At 71.3% G+C, this 26,633-nt stretch carries 25 protein-coding genes; 11 read left to right on the forward strand and 14 right to left on the reverse strand.

Features of this window, described 5'->3' with window-relative positions; genetic code table 11:
* Positions 1-144: 144 nt before the first annotated feature.
* Together D451_RS0113320 and D451_RS0113325 are read right to left on the reverse strand one after the other, a co-directional pair.
* Complete coding sequence (locus tag D451_RS0113320; protein ID WP_014913247.1) at positions 145-348, reverse strand: cold-shock protein; 204 nt, start codon at positions 346-348, stop codon at positions 145-147.
* Between the two features lie 294 nt (positions 349-642).
* Positions 643-1,206, reverse strand: coding sequence for a Chromate resistance protein ChrB (locus tag D451_RS0113325; protein WP_026125041.1), 564 nt, complete (start codon positions 1,204-1,206; stop codon positions 643-645).
* A 127-nt stretch (positions 1,207-1,333) separates the two neighbouring features.
* Here D451_RS0113325 and D451_RS0113330 point away from each other — a divergent pair, with 127 nt between their 5' ends.
* The gene (locus D451_RS0113330) at positions 1,334-2,524 is read left to right on the forward strand and encodes an MFS transporter (protein ID WP_014912545.1); all 1,191 of its coding nucleotides are present in this window, start codon (positions 1,334-1,336) and stop codon (positions 2,522-2,524) included.
* 91 nt (positions 2,525-2,615) lie between these two features.
* Here the strand turns inward: D451_RS0113330 and D451_RS0113335 are convergent, their stop codons facing one another.
* A complete protein-coding gene (locus tag D451_RS0113335) occupies positions 2,616-3,470 on the reverse strand; it encodes an NAD(P)H-binding protein (RefSeq protein WP_017534788.1) in 855 nt (284 codons plus the stop codon).
* Positions 3,471-3,551: 81 nt separating this feature from the next.
* Here D451_RS0113335 and D451_RS0113340 point away from each other — a divergent pair, with 81 nt between their 5' ends.
* Positions 3,552-4,508: an AraC family transcriptional regulator gene (locus D451_RS0113340; protein WP_017534789.1), complete on the forward strand. Its 957-nt coding sequence runs from the start codon at positions 3,552-3,554 to the stop codon at positions 4,506-4,508.
* Here the strand turns inward: D451_RS0113340 and D451_RS0113345 are convergent.
* From D451_RS0113345 to D451_RS0113355, 3 genes are read right to left on the reverse strand one after another with little or no spacing between them, the layout of a single operon-like run.
* On the reverse strand, positions 4,505-5,437 hold the full coding sequence (locus tag D451_RS0113345) for an aminoglycoside phosphotransferase family protein (RefSeq protein ID WP_014910341.1): 933 nt from the start codon (positions 5,435-5,437) through the stop codon (positions 4,505-4,507). The genes D451_RS0113340 and D451_RS0113345 overlap by 4 nt on opposite strands.
* A 34-nt stretch (positions 5,438-5,471) precedes the next feature.
* Positions 5,472-6,551 (reverse strand): endo-1,4-beta-xylanase, encoded by a 1,080-nt coding sequence (locus tag D451_RS0113350; protein ID WP_017534790.1) that lies wholly within the window; start codon positions 6,549-6,551, stop codon positions 5,472-5,474.
* Positions 6,552-6,561: 10 nt separating this feature from the next.
* Complete coding sequence (locus tag D451_RS0113355; RefSeq protein ID WP_017534791.1) at positions 6,562-7,812, reverse strand: cytochrome P450; 1,251 nt, start codon at positions 7,810-7,812, stop codon at positions 6,562-6,564.
* 283 nt (positions 7,813-8,095) lie between these two features.
* Between D451_RS0113355 and D451_RS0113360 the strand changes: the two genes are divergently transcribed.
* Positions 8,096-9,877: a serine/threonine protein kinase gene (locus tag D451_RS0113360; RefSeq protein WP_026125042.1), complete on the forward strand. Its 1,782-nt coding sequence runs from the start codon at positions 8,096-8,098 to the stop codon at positions 9,875-9,877.
* Between the two features lie 69 nt (positions 9,878-9,946).
* Here the strand turns inward: D451_RS0113360 and D451_RS0113365 are convergent, their stop codons facing one another.
* From D451_RS0113365 to D451_RS0113380, 4 genes are all read right to left on the reverse strand, one after another.
* Complete coding sequence (locus D451_RS0113365; RefSeq protein WP_234305752.1) at positions 9,947-10,657, reverse strand: GntR family transcriptional regulator; 711 nt, start codon at positions 10,655-10,657, stop codon at positions 9,947-9,949.
* 221 nt (positions 10,658-10,878) lie between these two features.
* Entirely contained in the window at positions 10,879-12,600 is a 1,722-nt protein-coding gene (locus D451_RS0113370; RefSeq protein ID WP_017534793.1) for a SulP family inorganic anion transporter, read from the reverse strand.
* 1 nt (position 12,601) lies between these two features.
* Positions 12,602-12,928 carry an ArsR/SmtB family transcription factor gene (locus tag D451_RS0113375; protein ID WP_014908436.1) on the reverse strand — a complete coding sequence of 109 codons (327 nt, stop codon included), beginning with the start codon at positions 12,926-12,928 and terminating at the stop codon, positions 12,602-12,604.
* A gap of 104 nt (positions 12,929-13,032) precedes the next feature.
* The gene (locus D451_RS0113380) at positions 13,033-13,965 is read right to left on the reverse strand and encodes a LysR family transcriptional regulator (protein ID WP_036568089.1); all 933 of its coding nucleotides are present in this window, start codon (positions 13,963-13,965) and stop codon (positions 13,033-13,035) included.
* A gap of 69 nt (positions 13,966-14,034) precedes the next feature.
* On the opposite strand from D451_RS0113380, the gene D451_RS0113385 reads away from it, so the two are divergent.
* Positions 14,035-15,276 (forward strand): MFS transporter, encoded by a 1,242-nt coding sequence (locus D451_RS0113385; protein WP_014912261.1) that lies wholly within the window; start codon positions 14,035-14,037, stop codon positions 15,274-15,276.
* Positions 15,277-15,363: 87 nt separating this feature from the next.
* Here D451_RS0113385 and D451_RS0113390 read toward each other — a convergent pair whose 3' ends face one another.
* Positions 15,364-16,146, reverse strand: coding sequence for a thioesterase family protein (locus D451_RS0113390; protein ID WP_017534794.1), 783 nt, complete (start codon positions 16,144-16,146; stop codon positions 15,364-15,366).
* Between the two features lie 186 nt (positions 16,147-16,332).
* On the opposite strand from D451_RS0113390, the gene D451_RS0113395 reads away from it, so the two are divergent.
* The 3 genes from D451_RS0113395 (at position 16,333) to D451_RS0113405 (ending at position 18,899) form a co-directional block, all read left to right on the forward strand.
* Positions 16,333-17,283, forward strand: coding sequence for a ring-cleaving dioxygenase (locus D451_RS0113395; protein ID WP_014909071.1), 951 nt, complete (start codon positions 16,333-16,335; stop codon positions 17,281-17,283).
* Complete coding sequence (locus D451_RS0113400; protein ID WP_017534795.1) at positions 17,280-17,912, forward strand: alpha/beta hydrolase; 633 nt, start codon at positions 17,280-17,282, stop codon at positions 17,910-17,912. Before D451_RS0113395 ends, D451_RS0113400 begins: the two co-directional genes overlap by 4 nt.
* 219 nt (positions 17,913-18,131) lie before the next feature.
* Positions 18,132-18,899: a TSUP family transporter gene (locus tag D451_RS0113405; protein WP_017534796.1), complete on the forward strand. Its 768-nt coding sequence runs from the start codon at positions 18,132-18,134 to the stop codon at positions 18,897-18,899.
* A gap of 18 nt (positions 18,900-18,917) precedes the next feature.
* Here D451_RS0113405 and D451_RS0113410 read toward each other — a convergent pair whose 3' ends face one another.
* Complete coding sequence (locus D451_RS0113410; RefSeq protein ID WP_017534797.1) at positions 18,918-19,952, reverse strand: ABC transporter substrate-binding protein; 1,035 nt, start codon at positions 19,950-19,952, stop codon at positions 18,918-18,920.
* 116 nt (positions 19,953-20,068) lie between these two features.
* Between D451_RS0113410 and D451_RS0113415 the strand changes: the two genes are divergently transcribed.
* The 3 genes from D451_RS0113415 to D451_RS0113425 are packed head-to-tail and all read left to right on the forward strand — an operon-like array spanning position 20,069 to position 23,050.
* Positions 20,069-21,103, forward strand: coding sequence for a FecCD family ABC transporter permease (locus tag D451_RS0113415; RefSeq protein WP_026125044.1), 1,035 nt, complete (start codon positions 20,069-20,071; stop codon positions 21,101-21,103).
* Positions 21,100-22,191: a FecCD family ABC transporter permease gene (locus D451_RS0113420; RefSeq protein ID WP_014912532.1), complete on the forward strand. Its 1,092-nt coding sequence runs from the start codon at positions 21,100-21,102 to the stop codon at positions 22,189-22,191. Before D451_RS0113415 ends, D451_RS0113420 begins: the two co-directional genes overlap by 4 nt.
* A 46-nt stretch (positions 22,192-22,237) precedes the next feature.
* Positions 22,238-23,050 carry an ABC transporter ATP-binding protein gene (locus D451_RS0113425; protein ID WP_017534798.1) on the forward strand — a complete coding sequence of 271 codons (813 nt, stop codon included), beginning with the start codon at positions 22,238-22,240 and terminating at the stop codon, positions 23,048-23,050.
* Positions 23,051-23,069: 19 nt separating this feature from the next.
* On the opposite strand, the gene D451_RS0113430 is transcribed toward D451_RS0113425, so the two are convergent.
* The gene (locus D451_RS0113430) at positions 23,070-23,948 is read right to left on the reverse strand and encodes an alpha/beta fold hydrolase (protein ID WP_017534799.1); all 879 of its coding nucleotides are present in this window, start codon (positions 23,946-23,948) and stop codon (positions 23,070-23,072) included.
* Positions 23,949-24,069: 121 nt separating this feature from the next.
* On the opposite strand from D451_RS0113430, the gene D451_RS0113435 reads away from it, so the two are divergent.
* Positions 24,070-26,055 carry an AfsR/SARP family transcriptional regulator gene (locus D451_RS0113435; protein WP_017534800.1) on the forward strand — a complete coding sequence of 662 codons (1,986 nt, stop codon included), beginning with the start codon at positions 24,070-24,072 and terminating at the stop codon, positions 26,053-26,055.
* Here D451_RS0113435 and D451_RS0113440 read toward each other — a convergent pair.
* Positions 26,029-26,631 (reverse strand): GTP-binding protein, encoded by a 603-nt coding sequence (locus tag D451_RS0113440; protein WP_014911430.1) that lies wholly within the window; start codon positions 26,629-26,631, stop codon positions 26,029-26,031. The two genes, D451_RS0113435 and D451_RS0113440, sit on opposite strands and share 27 nt — an antisense overlap.
* Positions 26,632-26,633: the final 2 nt, after the last annotated feature.

Below are 26,633 nucleotides of genomic sequence, written 5' to 3' on the forward strand. Positions count from 1 at the left end.
GACCGCGCCGGGGTGAAGAATTCCGGGGCGCGATGACCGTCGATGCCGGTCGGAGAATCACGGCTGAGAAATCGACGGAAAAGAGAAAGCGGTGGGGTGCGACGCCCGGAGGGCGGACCCCACCGCTGGAGGAGCCGGGGCTCCCTAGATCAGGGTGATGTTCTCGGCCTGGGGGCCCTTGGGTCCGGCGACGGCGTCGAACTGCACGGCCTGGCCGTCGGCCAGCTCGCGGTAGCCGGTGGCCTGGATGTTCGAGTAGTGGGCGAAGACATCGGGGCCGCCGCCGTCCTGCTCGATGAAGCCGAAGCCCTTGTCCGCGTTGAACCACTTGACCTTGCCGGTCGCCATAGGAGCGCCTCTCGTTCGGAGCATGAAGAAAACCGCGGATGACGATTTTCCGTCACCGCGGTGATCGCCGAAGAGTTGAAAATCCATCGGGCCACTACTGCAACTTCTCGAAATCTATCACAGGAAAAATTTCCTGTCTCGTTATTTCGGTGTGTCGAAGTGCACTGGCGCGTGTGGTATCGAAACAGGGAAGAGTGTGCCGTGCCCGAAGAATTTCCTCGTTCTCGGGGGCTCGACGCGGGAGTCGGAGAAGCGCGGTCGAGGGGCGGTGCGAGCCCCCGTTCCGGAGCCCTTCTAGGCGGGGCCGTCGACCGTGTCGCCGCGCATGGCTGAGTAGACGCGCTCGGCGTAGTCGTCCAGCGTCTCCGAGCAGACGCGCAGTCGCTCGGCGGCGGTCCGGGCCTCGGGCAGGGCGAGGACGTCGCGCCGCTTCAGGTCGCGGAACCAGCGGCGCAGCCGGTCCAGGCTCTGCTCCTCCTCTTCGAGTTCGGCGAAGGTGAACTTCTCCTTGCCGATCTCCTTGGCGATCTCGTCCTCGAACTCGCCGCAGTCGGCCAGGAACTCGCGCCACTCGTCGACGCGCGCCTCGGTGAAGGCGTCCACCAGGAACGCGCGGGCCGCGGTGTCGCGCGGTTCGACGTCGTAGACCAGGACCCGGCCCTCGCCGGCCGCGGCCAGTTCGGCGGCGCGGTCCACGGCCTCACGGAAGGCCTCCGTCGCCGGCAGCGCCCAGGTGCCCTGGGACACGGGCACGGCGCCGGCGCGCCGTAGCTCACGCCAGACCGCGACCCGGTGTCGGGAGGGTCTGGCCGGTACCTGTACCACCGCGAGGGCCCACGGCATCGCATCGTCCGTCACGGGATCGACCGTAACACCGGATATCGGGGCGGTGGCCGGGGCATGCCCTCGGCCGGGGGCGCCTCTTCGGTAAGGGGAGCGGCCACCGAACGAGCGGCGTGGAGTAACAGGTGTTACATTCGTAGTCGTGACATATTCTTCGTCGGCGCGTTCGGTCGCGCCCCTGTACCTCGCCGGCTTCACCACCGCCTTCGGCGCCCACGGCGTCGCCGGGGTCCTCGGGGTGGAGAGCGCCGACCTGGGCCTGTCGCTGCTCAAGCTCGGGCTGGTCCTGGCCCTGTACGACGTGGCCGAGGTGATCCTCAAACCGATCTTCGGGGCGCTCAGCGACCGGATCGGGGCCCGGCCCGTCATCGTCGGCGGACTGGCGGCCTTCTCCGCGGCCTCCCTGCTCGCCCTCCTCGCGCCGACCCCGCTCGTGCTGGCCCTCGCCCGCCTGGGCCAGGGCGCGGCGGCCTCCGCCTTCTCACCGGCCTCCTCGGCCGCCGTCGCGCGGCTGGCCGGCAAGGAACGCCTGGGACGTTCCTTCGGCCGCTACGGCGCCTGGAAGAGCCTCGGCTACGTCCTGGGTCCGATCATCGGAGTGGGGCTGGCCTACGTGTGGGGCATCGAGGCCCTCTACCTGGCGCTGGCGCTCCTGGCCGCCGTCGCCGCGGTCTGGGTCCTGGCCTCCGTCCCCGCACTGCCGGTCGTGCCCCGCCCCCGGTACACCGTCGCCGACCTGGTCCGGCAGACCACCGAACGCGGTTTCCTGGTACCCACCCTGCTGCTCGCCACCACCACCGCGATCCTCGGCGTCGCCGTCGGCTTCCTTCCCCTGCTGGCCACCCGGTTCGGTCTGAACCCGATGGTCGGGGCCGGCGCCGTCGCGCTGCTCGCGCTCGTCTCGACCCTCCTCCAGCCGCTCATCGGACGGATGCGCGACGAACGCCGGATCACCACCCGGGCCGGCGGTCCGGCCGGTCTCGCCCTCGCCGCCGCCGGACTGATCCTCCTCGCCCTGTTCCCCAACGCCGTCACGCTGTTCGTCTGCGCCGTGACCATAGGCCTCATGCTCGGCGTGGTCACCCCGCTGGCCTTCGCCCACCTGGCCGACGTCACCCCCGAGGAACGGATGGGCCGCACGATGGGCAACGCCGAACTCGGTCGGGAGATCGGCGACGCCGGTGGCCCACTGGTCGTCGGGGCGATCGCCACCGTCGCGTCCCTGCCGGTGGCCCTGATGTCCCTGGCCGCCGCCGGCCTGGCCTCCGGGGCCCTCAGCCGGTTCGCGCTCCAGGAGGAACCGGCACGGACCTCGAGCCCGGCGGACGACTGAGGGGTGGTGCCCGAGACCCCGCTCCTCGGGCACCACCCCTTACTCATGGCCTACGCCTTCCACACCCCCGAGGTGGCGGCGTTCCTGGAGGTCATGAGTCGTCCCCGTCCCGTCGGAAGGTCCGGGCGACGTACTCGGAGAAGTCACGGGGACCGCGCCCCAGCGCCTCCCGGACACCGGAGGAGATCCGGGCCTCCCGGCCGCGCCGGATGGCCGAGAGAGCCACGACCATCTCGCGGGCGCCGGCCTCGGACCAGCCCTCCTTCGTGAGCCCCTCGACGTACTCCTCCACCGACACCGGCTCGTAGCGCACCTCGCGGCCCAGGGCCGCGGAGATCTCACCGACCACCTCGGCCAGGGTCGAGGCCCGGGGGCCTCCCAGCTCATAGGTCCGCCCGTGGTGACCCTCCCCGGTCAGGGCGGCCACGGCCACGTCGGCGATGTCCTCGGCGTCGATCCAGGTGACCGCGCCCTCCGCGGTGGGCAACCGCAGCACACCGGAGCGGACCCCGTCCGCCAGCAGACCCTCGTCGAAGTTCTGCGCGAACCAGCCCGGCCGCAGGATCGTCCACTCCGTTCCGCCGGCCTTCACCGCCTCCTCCGCCCTCAGGTGCGAGGGGGTCTCCGTCACGTCCTCGAAGTAGTCGGGCTCGTCGATCCCCCGGGCCGACAGCAGGACCACCCGTCCCACGCCCAGTGCCTTCACACGCTTCGCGAACTCCGGCACCCTGGGGTTCTCGTCGCTCTGGACCAGGTACACCGCGCCGGCACCCTCCAGTACCCGGTCCCAGGTGTCGGTGTCGTTCCAGTCGAAGCGCCATTCGGAGGAGCGCGAGGCCGCCCGCACCTCGTGTCCACGTGCGCGCAGTCCGGCGACCACACGGCTTCCCGTCATGCCCGTCGCGGCGGTCACCAGGATCGGTCGCTGTTCCTTGTTCTGTGTCATGGGACAGAGTCAACCGGCTCCGATTGAGACGATCCATGGTTCATGAGCTCAAGGCGATATTCGAACGTCTACGATCGAGGGATGGACGTACTCTCCGACCTCCTGGACGGGGTCCGGGCCCGAGGGGCCCTGTTCAGCAAATCGATCATGAACCCGCCCTGGGGGGTCCGCTTCGCCCACGACTCACCGCTGACCCTGGTCACCATGGTGCGCGGACGGGCCTGGATCGTCCCCGAAGAGGGCACGCCCCTCGAGCTGGCCACCGGCGACACCGCCATCCTGCGCTCGCCCGGCCCCCACACCATCGCCCACCCCGCCGACGCCCCCACCAGCTGCGTCGTCCTGGACGGGAGCCGGTGCCTGGGTCCGGACGGCGCGCCCCTGACCGAGGAGGCCGACCTGGGGTTGCGCACCTACGGAACCTCCACGGACGCCCCCGACCTCCTCCTCAGCGGCTCCTACGAGGTGGCCGGAGACCTCAACCGGCGCCTGCTCTCGGCCCTGCCCCCGGTCCTGATGGTCCCCGCCGACCACTGCCACGACGGCCTGGGCGCCCTCATCCAGGAGGAGATCGACTGCCCGGCCCCCGGCCAACAACTGGTCCTGGACCGCCTCCTGGACCTGGCCCTGATCTCCCGCCTGCGCGTCTGGTTCACCTCACCCGGCGTCCGTCCGCCCGCCTGGTACACGGCCATGGCCGATCCGATCGTGGGCCGGGCCCTGCGCCTGATGCACAACCGGCCCGCCCACCCCTGGACCGTGGCCTCCCTGGCCGACCACTGCGGGGTCTCGCGCGCCTCCCTGGCCCGCCACTTCACCGCCCTGGTCGGCACCCCGCCGATGACCTATCTGGCGGAGTGGCGGGTCGACCTGGCCGCGGAACGACTGCGCGGCACCGACGAGACCGTGGACGCCATCGCCCGAGGGGTCGGTTACTCCACCGCCTTCGCGCTCAGCGCCGCCTTCAAACGCGTACGCGGGGTGACCCCCACCGAACACCGTCGAAGCCCGCTCCCGGCCACCGGACAGGTCGCCTAACGACTTTCCAGGGCGCTTTCGACGGCGGCGTACCTTCGGGGGATCCGGTGCCGCCCCTCGTCCATCCACAGACAGTCCTGGAGCATCCGCACCCGGGTCCAGGCGCGGGCACGGTCACGATCCAGGCCGGCGGCCGCCGTGAGGACGTCGAACCGGCGCCGCACCGCGCCGACCGGATCGCCGCTCCTCTCGGCCTCCTCCCATCGGTTGCGCAGCGCGGGCAGGAGATCGAAGCAGGGGTCGCCGGCCAGCGGCTTGGGGTCGATGGCCAACCACGCGCCCCGACGGGGATCCTCCTCGCCCGGGCGAGGGGACAGCACGTTGTCGTAGTGCAGGTCCCAGTGGATCAGACGGTCACCGGCCTCGTCGGCCAGTTCGTCGGCGAGGGTGATCCACGCCGCGAACGTCGGGCGTCCCTCGGGTTCGATCTCCCTCAGCCGCCGGCGCCCCTGGACGACGATGTCGCGTGTGACCTCCCCCAGATCGCGCAGCCCCGGGGGAGCCGGATGGGCGGAGAGCCTCGCCAGCAGGGCACCGATCTCCTCCAACGCCGACTCCAGCGGGAGGCCGTCGAGATCGCGTCCGGAATCCAGGGCCTCCAACAGCAGCGACCCGTCCTCGGGATCGTGGTCCAGCAGCCGGACCGCGCCGTCGCCGTCCCACGCCCGCAGCGCGATCGGCTCACCCGCCGTCTCCTCGTCGAGCGGCTGGAGCTTGAGCACGGCATCGGTGCCGTCGGGACGGCGGACCGGAAGGACCAGCGCGATGGCGCCGTGCATGGGGGCTCCGGTCACGGTCAGCTCCCATCGGTCGATCCTGCGGGCCGCCAGCAAGGGGAGCGAACGTACCCAGTCCGCCCCGAAGAACCCGGTGAGGCTCTCCACCAGACCGGCGGGCACGGTGACGGGGCGGGGGGTGATCTCGTCCAAGAGGTCTTCCTCGTGGTGGATGCGCGGGCGGGGGTCAGGAGGGACGACGTCGGCGTCCCAGGGCCTCGGCCATTCCGTTCAAGGCCGGTTTGGGCCGGTAGGAGGGGTCGAAGGGCAGGGCGGCGTCATGGCCGGGGAACCATTCGGGGATCCAGGAATGGGCGTCGGTGACACCCCAGACGGTGACGCCCGAACAGCGCTCGACCTCCAGGCAGGCCTCCACGACACGACGGTACTCCTCGCCCTGCTCGGCCACGGCCGCCTCGGTGACGGGCTCGGGGATGCGCACGTCCAGCTCGCTGATCTCCACGTCCAACCCCAGGTCGGAGAAGCGGGCCATGTTCCGGGCCAGGTCGTCGGGGACCGTGCCGTGCACGAAGTGCCCTTGAAGGCCCACGCCGTGCAGGGGCACGCCCCGCTCCAGAAGGTCGGAGGCGAGCACGTACAGGGCGTCGGCCTTGGGCCCCGGACCCTCGACGTTGAACTCGTTGATGTACAGCTCGGCCTCGGGATCCACCTCGTGGGCCATCGTCAGGGCCTGGGCGATGTAGTCCTCGCCCAGGGTGTCGAGCCACAGGTTTCCGCGCAGCTCGGGCCCGTCGTCCACGAAGGGTTCGTTGATCACGTCCCAGGAGGAGACCCGGCCCTGATAACGGCCCAGGAGCGCCTCCATGTGCTCGCGCATGATCGCGCGCAGCCCGTCGGCGTCGTAGGACCCCTCCGAGAGCCACGCGGGCTGCTGGTTGTGCCAGAGCAGGGTGTGGCCGCGCACGTCCAGACCGTTCTCCACCGCGAAGTCGACCACGGTGTCGGGGCCGCTCCAGTCGAAACGGCCCCGCTCGGGCTGGACGTGCTCCCACTTCATGGTGTTCTCCGCCGTCACGGAGGTGTAGTGATCGGCGACCAGGTCACGGTAGGCCGGGTCGTCCCGGAGCGGGTCCACCGCCACGGCGACGCCCAGCTCGATCCCCCGGGAGGCCGCCAGCGCGGGCAGCTCTCCCGGGTCGGGTCCTCCCTCCGCCCGGGGAAGCACCAGTGCCAGTACCGCGACGATGACGACGAGACCCACGCCCACCCCTCCCACCACGAGCGGGGTGCTCCGCCTGACCGTCACCCGTTCCTCCCTAACGCCCCGGGGCGACCGGGAATCGGGACAGCCCCCGCACGGTCAGGGTGTCACGTCGAGTGGGCATCGCGGTGGGACGCAGCCCCGGGGCGCGTCGGCTCAGGACCCGCAGGGCCACGCGCCCCTCCAACCGGGCCAGTGGAGCGCCCAGACAGTAGTGGACCCCGCCGGAGAAGGAGAGGTGCTCGCCCGCGTTCACCCGGGTGATGTCGAACCGGTCGGGGTCGGTGAAGTGCCGAGGGTCGCGGTTGGCGGACCCGATGAGACACATCACCTGCTGCCCGGCGGCCACCGGCACGCCCTGGATCTCGGTGTCCCGGTGGGCCCACCGTCCGGTCAGCTGGACGGGGGAGTCATAGCGCAGGATCTCCTCCACGGTGTTGTCGACCAGATCCGGCTCCTCGACCAGACGCTCCCAGGTGTCACGGTGCCGCAGGAGCGCCATCGTCCCGTTACCGATGAGGTTGACCGTGGTCTCGAACCCGGCGACCAGCAGCAGTCGGAACATCGCGCTCAGCTCGGTGGCGGTCAGCCCGCCCTCGTCGGTGTGGGCGACCAGGGTGGAGAGCACGTCCGTTCCCGGGCGGGCACGGCGTTCGGCCACCAGCCGTTCGAGCAGGACGTCCAACTCGGCGGCGGCCTCCCGGATCTCCTGGAGGTGCCGCGCCGAACGGGCCCCGTCCAAGGAGGCCCCGATGACGGCGCCGATCCGGTCGAAGTCGGCCCGCTCGTGCTCGGGCACGCCCAGCAGCCCGCTGATGACGGCGATGGGCAGCGGCTGGGCGAAGTCCCGCATCAGGTCGAAACCGTCGCGCTCCAGGGCCCGGTCCAGCAACCCCTCGGCGACGTCCTCGATCAACGTCCGGTAGTCGGCCATCCGTCTGGGGGAGAAGGCGGGGCGGGCCAGGGAACGCAACCGACCGTGCTCGGGCGGGTCCCGCTGGAGGAAGGACAGGTCCAGAAGGTCGAACTGCCCGGGGACCTCGACGTCGGCCGGCGGTCGGACACCGAAGTCGCGCCCGCGCAGCACCTGATCGACGGCGGCCCGGGTGGCGGCCGCGTGGAAGGGCAGTCGGCTGGGGGTGAGGTCTCCACGAGAGCGCAGCCGTCTATAGGTCGGATAGGGGTTGGCGCGCCAGGGATGGTGCAGCAGACGGCTGGGATGGTCACCGCTCTGGGCGACCAGCCAGGACAGGCCGTGCGCGGCGCGGAGTCGGGTGTCGGTGCGAAGGGTGTCGAGGATCCCCATCGAAGGTGTGCTCCGTCCTCTCGATGTGCCCCGACCCTAGCCCCGCCGGGCCCGGCGGGGGTGCGCTTTCCCGGGAACGGCCGTAAGCGGCCAGGGGCGGGGCCTCCGGAACGCGGACGAGGGGCCGGGACGAGCGCCGGCCACCGCCGCGCGGTCGCGGCCGTCACCGGGCGGGGACACGGCCGGGATCACAGTGGGCGACGGTGGTTCGGAGGGGGGCGGTACGCCCTAGACTGGGGCCCCGTTCGGTAGGAAGACGCCGCAGAGCCGGAGGTTGAGGACGTTGGGGCCGCTAGAGAGCACCGATCCGGAGCGCATCGGCCGATACCGGCTGATCGGGCGCCTGGGCGCCGGTGGGATGGGTCAGGTGTTCTTCGGCCGTTCGGCCGGCGGCCGCGCGGTCGCGATCAAACGCATCCACCCGCACATGGCCGCGGACCGCTCCTTCCGTGAGCGCTTCGCCCGCGAGGTGACCGCCGCGCGTCAGGTCAGCGGCGCCTTCACCGCGCCCGTGATCGACGCGGGACCCGACGACGAGGTGCCCTGGCTGGTGACCTCCTACGTCCCCTCCCTGCCGTTGGACGAGGCCGTGCAGGCCCACGGCCCGCTGCCTGAGGCGACGGTGCGCGTGCTGGCCGCGGGTCTGGCCGAGGCGCTGGTGGAGATCCACCGGGTGGGGCTGATCCACCGTGACCTGAAGCCGGGCAACGTGCTGCTGGCCGAGGACGGCCCCCGCGTGATCGACTTCGGGATCGCCCGCGCCACCGACGGTACGGCGGCGACGCAGTCGGTGATCGGCACCCCCGGCTTCATGAGCCCCGAACAGGTCCAGGGCGAGGACCTCACCCCCGCCAGTGACCTGTTCGCCTACGGCGCGGTGCTGGCCTTCGCCGCCTCGGGCGGCGGACCGTTCGGCGAGGGCAACATGCCCACGATGGTGATGCGGATCATCAGCCGTGAACCCGATCTGTCGGGGGTGCCCGAGTCGCTGCGCCATCTGGTGGCGGCCTGTCTGTCCAAGGACGCCCGGGGCCGTCCGGGGCCGGGGGAGATCCTGGACTACCTGGGCGACGTGCACGCCGGGTCCTCCTGGCTGCCTCCGGCCGTGATGATGGGCGTCCAGGAGCAGGTGGCCAAGGTCAACAAGGCCTTGGCGACGTCGGCCATGGACCCCGGCGCGACCGGTGGCCACCAGCGCACCGAGGTGCTGGGGGCGGGCGGCGCCGCGGCTCTGGGCGGGGCCGCCGGAGCCGTCGCGGGCGCCGCGGCGGCGGGGGCACTGGGCGACGATCAGTCGACCCGGATGATGCCGCAGAACGGGGAGAACCCGGCCACCGCCGGTCAGGGGTACCAACCGACTCAGCAATACCAACCGACTCAGCAGTACCAGCAGCAGGGCGATCAGGCCACGCAACGCTTCCCCGGCGCGGGAGGCCCCGCCTCGGCCGACCCCTACGGTGGTTCCACCCGACGGTTCGATCAGGCCGGGGGAGACGATCCCTACGCCGACCTGTACGGCGGTTCCCGCGGCACGCAGGACCCGCGCCGCGCGGAGGAGGAGCGCTACCGGCGGCAGATGGAGCAGCAGCGCCGTCAGGAGCAGGAACAGCGCCGGGCCCGGGAACAGCAGGAGGAACAGCGCCGTCGGCAGGAGGCCGAACGTGCGCACCGTGAACGGGTGCGCGCCGAGCAGGAGGCGGCGCGCAGGGCCCAGTCGGAGGCCCGACGGGCCGATCGGCCGAGCCTGTGGAGCTTCGTCAAGCTGCTGCCGCTGCTGATCATCCCGCTGATCCAGATCCCGCTGGGCTACGGCGCGGCCCTGGCCTGGTCGTGGTTCACCACCGAGACCGACGTGTGGACCGGCGCGGCGTACTACTTCGAACCGTGGAGCCTGGACTCCTTCGGGCACGCCACCATGCTCGGCTACTTCATCCTCAACAACCTGGTGGCGCTGGAGTACCTGGTGCGCTCGCTACGGACCTCGTTCGTGACGGGGGCGGTGCTGGCCCTGGGCACCATCGCGGCGACCAACGGACTGCTGTACAGCTTCGGTTTCTGGGGCTGAGACCTTCGGGAACGTCGGGGGCGGTGGGCCGATCGGCCCACCGCCCCCGTGGTGTCTCCGTGGTCTCCCTCAGGAGCGCGGGTGGTCGGGGTCCCGCTCCAGCAGGTGGACCAGGGTGCGCCGGGCCGAGTCCACGTGCTCCTCGGCGGCGCGGGCCAACTCCTCGCTGGGGCCGCGGCTCATCAACCGGAGAAGGTCGTGGTGTTCGGGGACCAGCCGGTCACGGTAGTCGACCTGATCACGCTCTATCCGGATGAGCTGGAAGAGACGGACCTGAGAGCGCACCCCGTGCCAGGCGTCGGTGAGTCGGCCGTTGGCGGCGGTCTCGTAGATCCGGTCGTGGAAGGCCATGTCCAACGCGAGCAGTGTGGAGCCGTCGGCGTCGCCCTCCAGGGCCCGTCCCATGGCCTGCACCAGGGATTCCAGGTCGGCCAGCCGGGCGGCGTTCATGCGGGCCGCGGCGCTGATGGTGGCCAGGCGTTCCAGGGCCGCGCGCACCGTGTAGACCTCGTTGACGTCGCTCGGGCTGAGTTCGATGACGCGGGCGCCGCGATGCCACTCGCTGCGGACCAGCCCTTCGCGTTCGAGGATCGCCAGCCCTTCACGCACCGACCCGCGGCTCACGTCCAGGGACGCGGCGAGTTCGACCTCGCGCAGCGCGGAACCCGGGGCGGCCCGTCCGTCGAAGATGGATTCGCGGATGTGGTCGGCGGCCTCGTGGGCCAACCCTCGCCTGCGGACTCTGCGCATTCCGCTGTTCTTGCCGTCATCGTGTGCCACGACGCAAAAGTGTACGTCGTACACCGGTACGGGTGAGGCGTCTCCCGGGTCTCGGTACCACATGGATGTTCGAATGTTGACATTTCGACAACCGCTGAACGAGTATGGGGCATCGTGTGGTGTTCGGAGTCCGGGTCCCGTCCTGACCCGGACCCCGAACACCGCGCACCACCGTAGCGTGCCCGAGGTCTTGCGCACTCCGTGTTCTCCGCGCACGAGGGTCAGACCGTCGCCGTCCCCTCCACCCCGTCCAGGGCGTCGCGCTCGCGCAGGAGCGCACGGGCGTACCCGATCGCCTCGGACGTGTTCTCGAACACCCGGCCTCGTTCTTGGAGCCCGGCCACCACCTCCAGCGCGTTCAACGCGCGACGGTGCTTTTCCCGGATCCCCGACATCAGCACGACGATGCCCCGCCGCCCGAGCCTCTCGACCGCCTCGCCCAACACCCGGGCGCCGGTGGCGTCCACCGCGCTCACCCGCGACATGCGCAGGATCACCACCGCCACGTCGGAGCCCTCGGCGGGCTCCAACGGGAACCGGTGGGCGGCGGCGAAGAACAGGGGACCGTCGAGTCGATAGGCCACGACACGCTCGTCCACCAGGTCCGGCTCCCGAGCCTCGTGCCCCTCGGGAAGGTCCTCGGTCAACTCGACCCGCTCCACACGCGCGTCACGCGAGACCGCCCGCAACGCCAGGACCGCGGTGACCGCCATCCCCGCCAACACCGCCATCACCAGATCCAGGGCCACGGTCGCCACCGCGGTCAACACCAGGACCGCCGCGTCACCACGGGTGAAACGCATCATCGAGCGCAGCGAGGAGATCTCCACCATGCGCACGGCCGTGGCCAGCAGCACCCCGCCCAGGGCGGCCAAGGGCACCAGCCCCACCAGGGGGGCGGCCACCAGGACCACCAGGGCCAGCACCAGGGCGTGGGTGATGGCGGCCAGCCGGCTTCGGGCCCCCGAGCGCACGTTCACCGCGGTCCGCGCGATCGCGGCGGTGGCGGGCACCCCGCCGAAGACCGGGGCGACCAGGTTGGCCACACCCTGACCGAACAGCTCACGGTCGGGGTCGTGGCGCTCGTCCGAACGCATCCCGTCGGCGACGGTGGCCGACAACAACGACTCCAACGCGGCCAGGGCGGCGACCGCGAACGCCGCCCCCATCAACGGCCCCAGGGCCGCCGGATCCAGGAAGGACGACGACGGGGCGGGCAGGCTCGCGGGCAACGCCCCGATGGTGGGGGCCGACAGCGGGGACAGTTGGATCAGGAGGGTGGCGGCGACCACCGCCACCAGGGAGAAGGGCACCGCCGGGTACATCCGGGCGCCGATCAGCATCACGGCGGCCACACCCAGGGCGATCAGCGGCGGGGTCCAATCCGGGGCCGCCGCGAAGTCGCGGACCAGGGAGACCGCGCCCACGAGCACGTCGTGCCCCTCCGGTTGAGGCAGACCCAACACGAACGGCGCCTGTTGCAGGGCGATCACGGCGGCGATGCCCAGGGTGAAGCCCTCGATCACCGGAGCGGGCACGTAGCGCATGTACCGGCCGCCCCGGGCCCAGGCCAGGACGATCAGGATCAGCCCCGCCATCACGCCGACCATGAGCACGCCGGAGGGGCCGTGCAGGGCGACGATGGGCACCAACACCACCGTCATCGCCCCGGTGGGCCCCGAGACCTGGAGGTTGGAGCCGCCGAACACCGCCGCCAGGAACCCGGCGACGATCGCGGTGACCAGCCCGGCCTGGGCGCCCAGACCGGAGGAGATACCGAAGCCCAGCGCCAACGGCAACGCGACGATCGCCACGGTGACGCCGGCCAGGAGGTCACGGCCGGGGGAGCGGCGCATCGCGGTCAGATCCGAGGCGCGCGGTAGCAGCGCGCGCACGCGCCCCCACGCTCCCCGGCCCGTTCGGGTGGAGGAGGTCGTCGTCATGTCAGTCCTCGCGCAGTTCGGAGAGGAGCTCCTCACGCCCGGTGCTCAGTTCGGTGAGGATGCGTCGGGCGGCGCGCAGCAGGTCGGCGACGTCGGCGCCGGCCAGTTCGTAGACGACGGTGGACCCCTCCCGGCGTGAGGTGACGATGCCCGAACGGCGCAGGACGGACAGTTGCTGGGAGAGGTTGGAGGGTTCCACGTCCACGTCGGCCAGGAGGTCGCGGACGGCCTTGGGGCCGTCCTGGAGCAGCTCCAGGACACGGATGCGGACGGGGTGGCCGAGCATGCGGAAGAACTCCGCCTTGGCCTGGTACAGGGGTCGATGCACGGTGGACCTCGGTAGGACGCGACTGGTTCGGCCACCACCATATGTTGAATTGAAGAAATCTTCATGTCGGAATGACGTGAAGGCGACCCTCCACGCCCCCGGGCTCAACCGGTCAGGTCGGGGATGACCCGAGGCCCCACCCGGCACACGTAATCGCGAAAGAGCGCCACGGCCGGCGGCTCGTACCCGCCTCCAGAGCCCTCCCGATGCCACACCACGCCGACGGGACGCTCGGCCGGCCCTCCGACGATGGGCACCTCCACCGTGCCCTTCAGCGGCCCCCTGGGGCGCGCGGGCAGGATCGACACCCCCAACCCCGCCGCGACCAGACCGCGGGCGGTGGCGATGTCGTCGGCCTCGAAGGCCACCTTGGGGGTGAAGCCGACCTGGTCGTTGAGGCGATCGGTCAGATGCCGCACCCCGCGCCCCGGTTTGAGCAGGATGAACTCGTCCACCACCGAGGCCGGGGAGAGCGACCCCCGACGGGCCAGCGGGTGGTGTTCGGGAAGCACCAGACGCAGATGCTGGGTGTGCAGGACCTGCGAGGCCAACCCCCGGCCCGTGGGCAGGGGAGAGGTCAACGCCAGATCCGCGCCCCCGGCCGACAACCGCTGGAGGGACTCGGCCCAGGCCTCCTGGGTCAGGGTGAAGCGCACACCCGGATACAGCGAACGGAACCCGCCCAGAAGAGTCGGGACCACCTCCACCCCCAGCGTCGGCAGGAAGGTGAGGGCGACGCGCCCCTCCTCGGTCCCGGTGAGTTCGGCCACTCCCCGGCTCAGATCGTCCAGGGCCCGCTCCACGTGGGGCAGGAGCACGCGTCCGGCCCGGGTGAGCCGGATCCCGCGCCCGGTGCGCTCGACCAGGGCCATCCCCAACTCGTCCTGGAGTCGGGCCAAAGCCCTGCTCAACGTGGGTTGGGGCGTGTCCAGGGCGGCGGCCGCGTGCGTGACGTGCTCGGTGCGGGCGACCTCGGAGATCATCCGCAGGCGAGGCGCGAGCACCCGGGTCAGCGCCTCCACATCAGGACTATCCATACATTTCAGTATGCAACAACGTGAAACCATGCATTGGACGTATGAAAAGGCGCTTTCTAGCGTTGACACATGACCGTGACCAGCGTGCCCTCCGAGACCCACGACCCGCGCCCCCGCGCGGGGACCGCCGCCTACCGGCGCACGGTCATCGCCCTGGTGGCCGCCGCGGTGGCCACCTTCGCCCAACTCTGGGCGGTCCAGCCGATCCTGCCCGCCATCGCCGAGGGCTTCGACACCTCCGCCGGGCAGGCCGCGCTCACCGTCTCCCTGGCCACCGGCGGACTGGCCGGGTTCACCCTGATCTGGAGCGGGATCGCCGACCGGGTCGGCCGCGCGCGCGTCATCGCGATCTCCCTCCTCCTGGCCACCCTGCTGGGCTTCGCGGCGCCCTTCTCCGCCGAACTGTGGACGCTCCTGCTGCTGCGCACCCTTCAAGGGGCCGCCCTGGGCGGGGTCTCGGCCGCGGCCGTCGCCTACCTGGCCGAGGAGATCCACCCCGCCGACGCCCCCAAGGCCACCGGCCTCTACATCGCGGGCAACCCCCTGGGCGGTATGGGAGGGCGCCTCCTGGCCGGTTTCGCCGCCGACCTGGGCGGCTGGCAGTGGGGTGTGGCCGCCAACACCCTGCTGGGTCTGGTCTCCCTGGCCGTGTTCGTGCTGGTCCTGCCCCGCTCGTCGAGGACCGCCCCCGCGCCTCGCGCCGCGGGCGACCCCGGGCCCCTGAGCCTGGGTCGGCGGCTGCGCGCGGCGGCCACCACCCGTGGGCTGCTGCCCATGTACGCCCAGGCGCTGCTGCTGATGGGCGCCTTCATGGCCGTGTACAACGTGCTCGGCTTCCGGTTGACGGACGAGCCCTTCGGCCTGTCCCAGGCGATGGCCTCGTTGTTGTTCCTGTCCTACACGGCCGGGATGGTGGGGTCGGCCGTGGCCGGATCGGCCACCCTGCGCTGGGGCCGCTACCGGGTGCTCACCCTGGCCACCCTGCTGCTGCTCGTGGGGATCGGCGGGCTGTTCACGACCTCGCTGCCGCTGCTGTTCCTGGCCCTGTTGCTGTTGACCTTCGCCTTCTTCTCCGCCCATGCCACCGCCTCGGCCTGGGTGGGTTTCCACGCCGTCACCGGGCGGGCCCAGGCGGCGGCGGTCTACACGCTCGCCTACTACCTGGGCGCCGGTCTCTTCGGCTGGCTGGGCGGGGTGGTCTACGACGCGGTGGGCTGGAACGGCACCGTGGTCCTGGCCTTGACGCTGACGGTCCTGGCCGGACTCGTGGCCCTGCGCCTGCGTCGCCTGCCCACCCCGGCCCAGCCCTGAGTCCACATTTCTCACGGAGAGTAGTTGCCCGCCCGTGGAGATCGGCCACTTTCCTCTACGGAGAGTGACGATTTGGGGGTCTCGTGGCTAGAGCGGGCGGACGGTGAGGCTCTGCTCGGCGCGCCCCAGCTCCCCCCGGCGGTCGTGCAGCACCGAGGCGGTCAGCCCCAGGCCGGTCGGACCGAAGGCCACCGAGGTGTCCAGCCCCACCCAGGGCCCCTCCGGGCGTCGGTACAGGTGCACCGTCAGATCCACGTTGGGGAACATCCACTCGCGGGGCGACTCGCGGACCGCGATGCCGTTGGCGGTGTCCACCAGTGCGACGTAGGAGGCGACGGGGCCGACCTTCTCGCCCTGGACCAGCTCCAGCCCGGTCCCGATCCACGCCGTGCCGCGCCCGGGCGTGGGGGTCCCGACCGGGCGCACGTCGATGGAGGAGATGTAGCCGCCGGGCCACAGCGAGGAGATGTCGGCGGTTTCGAGCCCCTCGGGATCGGGGAGGGGGTCGGCGGTGGTCCCGGCGACGGCCTCGGTGTCCCCGGAGATCAGCAGCCAGGCCCTGGCCCGTACGACGGTACGGTCCCCGATCCGGGTCCGGGCCTCGACCAGTTCGATGGTGCGCCCCGGCCGTAGGACCTCCACCTCGATCTCGCACTCCTCACGGGGGAGACGGCCCAGGATGTCGAAGCCGATCCGGGAGATCTGGAGCTCACGTCGGTCGGCGTGGGCCTCGATGACGTGGGCGATCAGGCCGCCCAGGGGGCTGAAGTGCTGCTCGGCGTCGTTCCAGGCGCCTCCGGTGTGCTCGGTGGGGCGGTAGCGGCCCTCGCCGGCGCGGACGTAGTAGGCGTCGGGGGCGGGGCTGGTCATGGTCTTCTCCCGGAGTGGCGGACGGGGTGAGGCGGGGTGCCTCGTGGTGAGGTTTTCACGTGGGGAAGGAGAGCGCTTCGGGGAGGGGTGATCGTTTCATGGTCGAGACCAGGGAGATTTTTCCAGGAAGTAGTTTAAGATTCAACATATTGGTGTCGATACGCACGGCGAGGAAAGGACGAGGACATGGATGTGCGCCCCTCGGGGATCCACCACGTGACGGCGATCGCGAGCGATCCCCAGGCCAACGCCGACTTCTACCTCAACGCGCTGGGCATGCGCATGGTCAAGCGCACGGTGAACTTCGACGCCCCGCAGACCTACCACTTCTACTACGGCGACCGCGCGGGCAACCCCGGCACGATCATGACCTTCTTCCCCTGGCCCGACGCGCCCAAGGGTAAGATCGGCGCCGGTCAGGCGACCACCACGACCTTCTCCGTGCCCGAGGGTTCCCTGGGCTGGTGGGCCGACCACCTGGCGTCGCTGAACGTGCCGACCACGCGCCCGGCCGAACGAGGTCAGGAGGACGTGCTCGCCCTGCGCGACCCCGACGGTCTGCTCATCGAACTGGCCGCCTCCGCCGACTTCCACGACACCGACCCCTGGGACGGGGGAGGGGTCCCGGCCGAGCACGCGATCCGCGGTATCCGCGCGGTCACCCTCACCGAGCAGGACCTGGACGGCACCGCCGCGATGCTCGGCGACACGCTGGGCTTCCGTCTGGAGAGCGAGGGCGGTGGCCGGATGCGTTTTCGGACCGACGAGTCCGGCCAGGGCGTGGGCACGATCGTGGACGTGGTCGGCGACCCCTCGGCCGAACGTGGCGTGGTCGCGGCCGGTACGGTCCACCACGTGGCCTACCGGGCCCCCGACACCCCCGTGCAGGACGCCTGGCGCCGCAGCCTGGCCGAGGACGGGGTGGGGGTCACCGAGATCCGCGACCGTACCTACTTCACCTCGATCTACTTCCGTGAGCCCGGAGGCGTCCTGTTGGAGATCGCCACCGACGGCCCCGGGTTCGACTACGACGAGCCGCTGCTGGAGCTGGGGCGTTCGCTCAAGCTGCCGCCGTGGCTGGAGCCCGACCACGAGCGGATCGCCGCGAACCTGCCGAACGTGCGGGTGGGCGGATGAGCGCGGTGGAGGACTTCGTCCACGTCTTCGAACCGGCGACCCGTCCGGACGCGCCGACTCTGCTGCTGCTCCACGGCACGGGCGCCGACGAGTACGACCTGTTGCCCTTGGGGCGGGCTCTGGCGCCCGGCGCGGCCCTGCTCTCGCCGCGCGGCAGGGTCGACGAGAACGGGATGAACCGTTGGTTCCGTCGGCTGCGTGAGGGCGTCTTCGACGTCGAGGACCTGATCGCGCGCACCGCCGAGCTGGCCGGGTTCGTCGAGGCCGCCGTCAGGGCCTATGACCTGGACCCGAAGCGGATCGTGGTGAGCGGTTTCTCCAACGGGGCCAACACGGGCGCGGGGCTGCTCCTGCTCCACCCGGGGCTGGTCGCGGGGGCGGTGCTGCTCGCGGCCGGGGCCCCGTTGCAGGGTCGTGAGCCCGACCCGGTCGATCTGTCGGGGACCCGGGTGTTCCTGGGCAATGGGACGGCCGATCCGATCACCACGGTGGACCAGGGGAGGCTGCTGGCCGAGCAGTTGCGGGGCAGAGGGGCCTCGGTGCGTCGGGAGGAGCATCCCGGGGGACACCAGGTGCCGGCCCCGGTTCTGGACCGGGCGAGGGAGTGGTTCGCGGGCTCGGACTTCTGAGCCCCTTCGAGACCGCGGTGGTGTCCCGTGCCCCCGGGCGCCACCGCCTTCTTTCGAATCGGTACGAATCTACAATATCAAGGTGAAGCTCTTGTAAGGGGATCAAAGTACCGGTCCCCTGACAAAACGGGCATTCGATGGTCGATACGTTGGCTCGCGTCCCTTTCCCCACCTCGGAGAAGAGCCCATGATCCCCTCTATCGATGGACCGTTCCGGTAATGGCCCCCGAGATCCTCGGCCTGCTGCTGACGGCCGCCGTCGCCGCCGGTTGGGTCGACGCCGTCGTCGGGGGAGGGGGCCTGCTCCTGCTGCCCGCCCTGATGGTCGCCGCCCCCACGACCCCCCTGGCCACCCTGCTGGGCACCAACAAGCTCGGCGCCGTCTTCGGCACCGCCTCCGCCGCCATCGCCTACGCGCGCAAGGTGCGCGTGGACCGGAGCGTGGTCCTTCCCACGGCCGGACTGGCGTTGCTCGGCTCCGGCCTGGGCGCCGCCCTGGCCACCGCCCTCACCGCCGACGTGCTCAAACCCATCATCATGGTCGTCCTGGCCGGGGTGGCCCTGATGGTGGTCCTGCGCCCCTCCATGGGGGCCTCTCCCGATCCGCGTCCCCGTAGTCGCAACCGTCTCCTGGCGACGCTGGCGCTGGCCGGGGTGGCGATCTCCTTCTACGACGGCGTGGTGGGGCCCGGAACCGGGGTGTTCCTCATCATCGCCTTCACCGCGGTGCTGGGCATGGACTTCCTCCAGGCCTCGGCCTCGGCCAAGATCGTGAACGTGTGCACCAACCTCGGGGCGCTGACGGTCTTCGCGTTCGGCGGTCATGTCGATTGGCTGTTGGGTCTGGGGCTGGCGGTGTGCACCACGCTGGGGGCGCAGATCGGCGCCCGCATGGCCCTGCGGCGGGGCGCGGGGTTCATCCGCGCCGTGCTGTTGGTGGTGGTGCTGGCGCTGCTGGTCCGGATGGGCTGGGACGTCTTCGCCTGAGGTCCGCGCCGTGGCCGCTCATACGGCCGGTTCGGTCCGGCCGGTCAGGGCGTCGGTGACGTCCTGGATCACACGGAGCGCGGCGTGGTGATTGGCCGCGCCCCACACGTCCTGGTCGACCCGGTACAGGTTCCGCTCTCGGACCGCCTCCAGGTGGGACCAGACCCCGTCGGAGAAGGTGTCGGGGGCGTCCGGGAAGCCGGAGCCGACCAGGACGAACACCGCGTCGCCGTCGCCTCGTTCGAGGTGTTCGTAGCCCAGGGGGACGAAGTCGGTGTCGCCCTCGCCCTCCAGTTGTGCGTCGGGGCGGGCGAAGCCGAGGTCGTCGACGACCTGTCCGGCGAAGGAGTCGGGGGTCTCCAGGCGGATCTCGGTCTCGCTCTGGAGGCGGATCAGGGAGAGTTCGGTCTCCTCGGGGACCACCCCGGCCTCCCGGAGTTCGGCGCGGGCCCGCTCGAGGGCGGTGTCGTAGGCCTCGACGGTCTCCTCGGCGGCGTCGGCGGCGTTCAGGATCTCGGCGACCTCCTCCAGGTGTCGGCGCCAGGAGCCGGTGCCCTCCCATTCCAGGAGGACGGTGGGGGCGATGACCTCCAGGGGGTCGAGGAGGGCGGTCTGGGCGCCGACCGGGGTGCTCACGCCGATGATCAGGTCCGGGTCGCTCGTGGCGAGCGCCTCGATGTCGACGTCGTCCTCGGCGGGGGAGGAGGTGACGGGTCGTAGGTCGGCGCCGTCGATGTGGTCGGGTAGGAAGGGGGTCAGGCCCTGGTCGGGGGAGCCGGGTGAGGCCATGGTGGCGACGGGTTCGTGGCCCAGCGCGGTGGCGGCGGCCAGGGTGGGGCGCCATAGGACGGCGACGCGTTCGGGCGCGGTGGGGATGGTCACGGTGCCGTTGGCGGCCTGGACGGTGCGGGTCGGGCCTTCGGGGGCGGCGGTGGGTGTTCCGTCGGTGGCGCAGCCGGTCAGGGTGAGTGCTCCCGCCAGGGTGAACACGGTGGCGGCCCGGAGCGGGCCGAGGGGGTGGGGCATCGTGTCGGGACCCTTCCGTGCGAACATGATGTAGGTAAGGCTAACCTGGCTCGGTGGTGTTCGTCGGGTAGATGGCCGAAAAGCATGATCCGTCCCCCATCGTCACCACCCATAACCGTCCTCGCACAACGAACGGGAAAGCCGTGGTCCTGCGCGCTCCCACACCGACACGCCCCACACGAACCAGACGTGCCCTACGCCCCGTGGGCCTGCTCCTCGCCCTGGGGGCCCTGCTCGTCTGCGCTCTGCTGAGCATCACCGTGGGAGCCAAACCGATCCCCGTGGCCGAGGTCTGGGCCGCCCTGACCGCCCACGACGGCGGCTACGACCACAACGTCATCCTCACCCTGCGCGTCCCCCGCACCATCATCGGGATCTTCGTCGGTGCCGCCCTGGGGCTGGCCGGCGCCCTCATGCAGGCGCTCACCCGCAACCCGCTGGCCGAACCCGGCATCCTGGGCGTCAACTCCGGGGCGGCCGCCGCCGTGGTCATCGCGGTGTTCCTCTTCGGCATGGGCGGGGCCGGTCTGGTCTGGCCCGCGTTCATCGGCGCGGCGGTGGCGGCCGTGGCCGTCTACGCGTTGGGTTCGCGCGGCCGCTCCGCCGCCACCCCGGTCCGTCTGGCCCTGGCCGGAACGGCGATGGCCGCGGTCCTGCAAGGGCTCGTCCACGGCGTGATCGTCCTCAACGACTTCGTCTTCGACCGCATCCGCTTCTGGCAGGTGGGCTCGTTGACCGGACGCGACCTGGACGTGTTCTGGCAGGTGATGCCCTTCCTGGTCCTGGGCATCGTCCTCACCCTGGCCCTGGGCCCCTCGCTCAACACGATCGCCCTGGGCGACGACCTGGCGGCCACCCTGGGCGCCCGCATCCCCTTGATCAGGACCGCCACCGCCGTGGCCGTCATCCTGCTGTGCGGGGCGGCAACCGCCGCGGCCGGGCCGATCTGGTTCGTGGGGCTGATCATCCCGCACGTGGCCCGGATCATCACCGGCCCCGACCAACGCTGGCTGCTGCCCTACTCCGCCGTCCTGGGGGCCGTCCTGCTCACCGCCGCCGACACGGTCGGACGCGTGGTCCTGCCGGGCGCGGAGTTGGAGGTCGGCATCATCACCGCTCTGGTCGGGGCGCCGCTGTTCATCGCCCTGGTCCGCACGAAGAGGATGGCCCAGCTGTGAACGAGACCCTGACCTCCGCACGTCCCGACACGGCCGCGCCGTTCCGGCCTCGTGACACCCTGGCCTGGCGCAGCCCCAAGGGGCGGCTGTCGTTCCTGATGCGGCCGCGCACCCTCGTGGTCTGTCTGGCCCTGGTCGCGGTCACCTTCGTCACCCTGGTGGTGTCGGTGTCGGTGGGCGACTACGAGATCCCCCTGCCGGTGGTGCCCGGCGCCCTGATCGGTCAGGGTGAACGTCTGGACGTGTTCTTCGTCCAAGGGGTGCGCCTGCCCCGCGCGTTGACCGCGATCGGTGTGGGCGCGGCCCTGGGCATCGCCGGAGCCGTCTTCCAGAGCCTGTCGCGTAACGCCCTGGGCAGCCCCGACATCATCGGGTTCACCTCGGGGGCGGCGACCGGGGCGGTCTTCGCCATCCTGGTGGTGGGCGCGAGCCGGGTGGTGGTCTCTCTGGGGGCGATCGCCGGGGGGTTGGTGACCGCCGCGGTCGTCTATCTGTTGGCGATGCGCAACGGGGTCCAGGGCTACCGGTTGGTGCTGGTCGGTATCGGTGTCTCGGCGATGTTGGCGTCGGTGCGCGACTACATGATGACCCGCGCCGATCTGACCGACGCCCTGGGCGCTCAGATCTGGATGATCGGCAGCCTCAACAACCGGGGTTGGGGCGAGGCGGCCGCGGTGTGGATCGGTGTGGCGTTGTTGGCGCCGGTCCTGTTGGCGTTGGGTCGGCGGATGCGGTTCATGGAGTTGGGCGAGGACACCGCCCGCGGGTTGGGCGTGCCCACCCGTTCCACGCAGGTGATCGCGCTGGCCGTGGCCAGCGCCCTGACGGGGGCCGCCATCGCCGTGGCCGGTCCGATCGGTTTCGTGGCCCTGGCCGCGCCCCAGTTGGCGCGTCGTCTTACCCGTACCGGCGGTACCACTCTGGTGGGTTCGGCGCTGATGGGCGCCACTCTGCTGGTGGTGGCCGATCTGGTGGCGTTGCGCGCTCTGGCGCCCACGCAGTTGCCGGTGGGTGTGGTGACCGCCGTGATCGGCGGCGGCTACCTCATCTGGTTGTTGTACACCGAGTGGCGTGGTGGACGCGCCTGAGACGTCCGGTGTTCCCGCCCCTTCGATCCGCATCCGAAAGAGAACGATGACCCAAGACGCCCGTCTCAGCGGCCGTGACCTGACACTCGCCTACGACCAGCGTGTGATCTCCCGGGATCTGGCCGTCACCATCCCCGACAACTCCTTCACCGTGATCGTGGGCCCCAACGCCTGCGGTAAGTCGACGCTGTTGCGCGCCCTGTCGCGCACCCTCAAACCGGCCGAGGGCAGTGTGCTGTTGGACGGTCAGGTCATCGGTTCCTATCCGGCCAAGGAGGTGGCGCGCCGGTTGGGGTTGTTGCCGCAGACCTCCATCGCCCCGGACGGGATCGGTGTGGCCGATCTGGTGGCGCGCGGTCGTTTCCCGCATCAGAGTTTCCTGCGCCAGTGGTCGGCCCAGGACGAGGCGGTGGTGGCCGAGGCGATGGAGTCGACGGGGGTGTCGGCGTTGGCCGACCGGTCGGTGGACGAGTTGTCGGGCGGTCAACGTCAGCGGGTGTGGTTGGCGATGGTGTTGGCCCAGCAGACGCCGTTGCTGTTGTTGGACGAGCCCACCACCTATCTGGACATCGCCCACCAGATGGACATGCTCGATCTGTGCGCCGATCTGCACGCCGAGCGCGGTCACACCCTGGTGGCGGTGTTGCACGATCTCAACCACGCCTGCCGTTACGCCACCCATCTGATCGTGATGAAGGACGGGACGATCGTGGCCGAGGGCGAGCCGGCCACGATCGTCACCGCCGATCTGGTGGAGAAGGTGTTCGGGTTGCCGGTGCGGGTCATCGAGGACCCGGAGACGGCCACCCCGATGATCGTGCCGGTGGACCGGCGCGGGGTGCGCCGGGTCCACGACTGACCGTCGGGGCGGGCGGGGTTCAGCGGCGCAGCAGGTCCCGGAGTTCCTTCACGATCAGGGCCGGGTCCTCCTCGGCCATGAAGTGGCCGCTGTCGACGGTGGCGTGCCGCAGGTCTCGGGCCCAGGGCCGCCACAGGGCGGTGGCGTCGTAGCCCAGGGCGGCGCCCCAGTCCTGTTGGAGGACGGTCACCGGCATCGACAGTCGGTGTCCGGCCTCCTGGTCGGCCAGGTCGTGTTCGAGGTCGATGCCGGCCGAGGCCCGGTAGTCGGCGACGATGGAGGGCACGTTGCGGCGGCAGGCGTCCAGGTAGGCCCGGCGTACGGGGGCCGGGATCGCCTCGGGGTCGCGGCCCCACAGGTCCAGGAAGTGGCCGAAGAAGGTGTCGGGCGCGGCCTGGATCATGCGTTCGGGCAGGTCCGGTTCCTGGGCCATCAGGTACAGGTGGAAGCCGACCGCGCCTTGGACGCCGCGCAGCGCCTCCCACATCTGGGGGACGGGCAGCACGTCCAGGATCCCCAGGTGGGTGATGGTCTCGGGGTGGTCGAGGCCGGCGCGGATCGCCACCAGCGCGCCCCGGTCGTGTCCGACCAGGGCGAAGCGCTCGTGGCCCAGGGCGTGGGCCAGAGCCACGACGTCTGTGGCCATGGTGCGCTTGGAGTAGGTGTGGGGTCCGGTGGCCTCGGGGGCGTCGCTGTCCCCGTAGCCGCGCAGGTCGGGGCAGATCACGGTGTGGTCCGCGGTCAGGTCGGCGGCCACGTGACGCCACATCAGGTGGGTCTGGGGGAAGCCGTGCAGCAGGACGAGGGCGGGTCCGTGGCCGCCGACGGCCACGTTCAGCTCCACGCCCTCGGCGACGCTCACGCGTCGTGTGGTGGTGCCGGGGATGACGGTGTCCATGATGGAACCCCTCTGGTCGTTCGAATGGGTGTGCGATCAGTGTGTCGAGCGTCGATGAGCGTTCGATGAGCAAGCGGTACGGTGACCGTGTCCGCCACCGGGGGAGGGAGAGGGGGAGCCCGTGACGGTGCGCTTCGGTGTCCTGGGGCCGCTACGGGCCTGGGACGAGCGGGGGCGGAGCCTGCCGTTGAAGGGGCCGCGCCACCGCGCGGTCCTGGCCCGTCTTCTGGTGGCCCACGGTCGTCTGGTCCCCTTGGACACGCTCATCGAGGACCTGTGGGAGGAGGAGGGCTCTCCGGCGGGGGCGGCGAGCGCGGTACGCACCTTCGTGGCGGCCCTGCGCCGTGCCCTGGAGCCCGAACGGGCGCCTCGTGCCCCCGCGCGTCTGCTCGTGACCGAGGGCCCCGGCTACGCCCTGCGCGCCGATCCGGAGGCGGTCGACGCCCTGGTGTTCGAACGCACCGTCACCGGTGTCCAGGGCCCGCCCGACGAGGGCGCCCTGGAGCGGGCCCTGGACGCCTGGCGTGGCCCCGCCTACGCCGACGTCGCCCACACCGGTTGGGCCCGCGCCGAACGGGCCCGGCTGGAGGAGTCGCGTTCGGGTGCGGTGGAGGAGTTGGCCCGGCTGCGTCTGGCCCGGGGCGCCACCGGCCGGGTGATCGCCGACCTGGACGCCCACGTCACCGATCACCCCTGGCGGGAGGAGGCCTGGCACCTGTTGGCCTCGGCCCTGTACCGCGCCGACCGTCAGGCCGAGGCTCTGGCCGTCCTACGACGTGCCCGTACCCTGCTCGCCGACCGGCTGGGCCTGGATCCGGGACGGGCGTTGGGCCGGTTGGAGCAGGACATCCTCCAACAGAGCGAACACCACGACCCCCGTCTCTCCTCCACCGGGACGGCGCCGGTCGAGGACGAACGCGTCGACCGGCTCTGGCACAGCACGGCCCGCGCCTATGAGAAGGGGCCCGGTACGCGGGCACGTCTGGAATCGACGGTGGGGCTGCTGCGCTCCCTGGCGTTGACCGGCGCCGACGGGCTGCGCGCCGCCCGCGATCGACGCTCCCAGACCATCGACGCCGCCCTGGCCTCCGGTGACGTCGACCTGACCGCGCGGATCATCGGCGCCTACGACGTGCCCGCCGTCTGGACCGGTTCGGACGATCCCGAGCAGGCCGCCCGGGTGGTCCGCGCAGCCGAACACGCCCTGGCCGAGGCGGGCTCGGCCGTCCACCCCACCGTGCGGGCGCGTCTGCTGGCCACCGTGGCCCTGGAGTCCCGGGGAAGCCGTGGTGAACGTCCGGCGCGGGCCGCCGCCGAGGCCGAACGGATCGCCCGCGACCTCGCCGACCCGGCGCTGACGGTCTTCGCGCTCAACGCCCGCTGGATGCAGACCTTCTCCCGTCCGGGGCTGTCGCGGCGGCGCGGCCGGATCGGGACGGAACTGGTGGAGCTGTCCGAACGCCACGGCCTGGACTCCTTCGAGATCCTGGGCCACCTGATCGGCGTCCAGACCCACGCCGCCCACGCCGACGTCGAAGGGGCCGACCATCACGCCCACCGGGCCGATGCGCTGGCCCGACGCCACGAACGCCCGCTGGTGGGGGTCTTCACCGACTGGTATCGGGCCCTGCGGCTGGATCTGACCGGCCAGGACCCCGAACGTGTCGCCCGCGCCTACCGGGCCGCCGCCGAACGCACCAAGGGGGCGGGCATGCCCGGCCTGGAACGCGGCCTGGCCCCCTTGGCCCTGCTGTGTCTACGTGTGCGCCATGGTCTGCCCTGGCGGCGAGAGGCGGGGAGGGTCGACGACTGGGGGCCGCACCTGCCCTGGGTCCATCCGCTCCTGCTCACCTCCGAACAGCCGGAACGGGCCTCCTCGGTTCTGGACCGGACCCCCGACCCCGCCCCGGGGCTGCTCATGGAGGCCCACTGGGGACTGCTCGCCCACGCCGCCCTGACCCTGGGGGAACGGCCGACACTGCTGCGTGCCCGCACGGCGCTGGAGGCGGCCCGCGGCGAACACGCCGGGGCCGCCTCGGGCCTGTTCACCCTCGGACCCGTCGACGACCTGCTCGACCGCCTACAGCGGGCCCTGGGCGCCGGCTAGCTCCAGCCGCAGCACCAACTCCACCAGTTCCACCAGCACGCCCTTGACCGACTCCCGGTCCCGGGCGTCGCACAACGACAATGGCACCTCCTCGGCCAGGTCCAACGCCACACGCACGTCCTCGGCGCGATGGGTGCGCTGACCGTCGAAACAGTTCACCGCCACCACGAACGGCAACCGACGCGACTCGAAGAAGTCGATGGAATCGAAGGAGTCCGCCAACCGTCGGGTGTCGGCGATCACGATCGCGCCCAGAGCGCCCTGGGAGAGCTCCTCCCACATGTAGGAGAACCTGCGCTGCCCCGGGGTCCCGAACAGGTACACCACGGTCGAGGCGTCCAACGTGATCCGCCCGAAGTCCAGGGCCACGGTCGTGGTGGTCTTGTCCTCCACCCCGGCCAGATCGTCCACGCCCACACTCCGCGAGGTCATGATCTCCTCGGTGTGCAACGACTCGACCTCGCTCAACGTCGAGACCAGGGTGGTCTTGCCCGCCCCGAACCCGCCGGCGACCACGATCTTCAAGGTGTCGGGAACCGGCGGGTCCCCCTCCACCACCGTCCAGGGACCTGCCATCG

This window comes from Nocardiopsis alba DSM 43377 (assembly GCF_000341225.1).
Lineage (GTDB): Bacteria > Actinomycetota > Actinomycetes > Streptosporangiales > Streptosporangiaceae > Nocardiopsis > Nocardiopsis alba.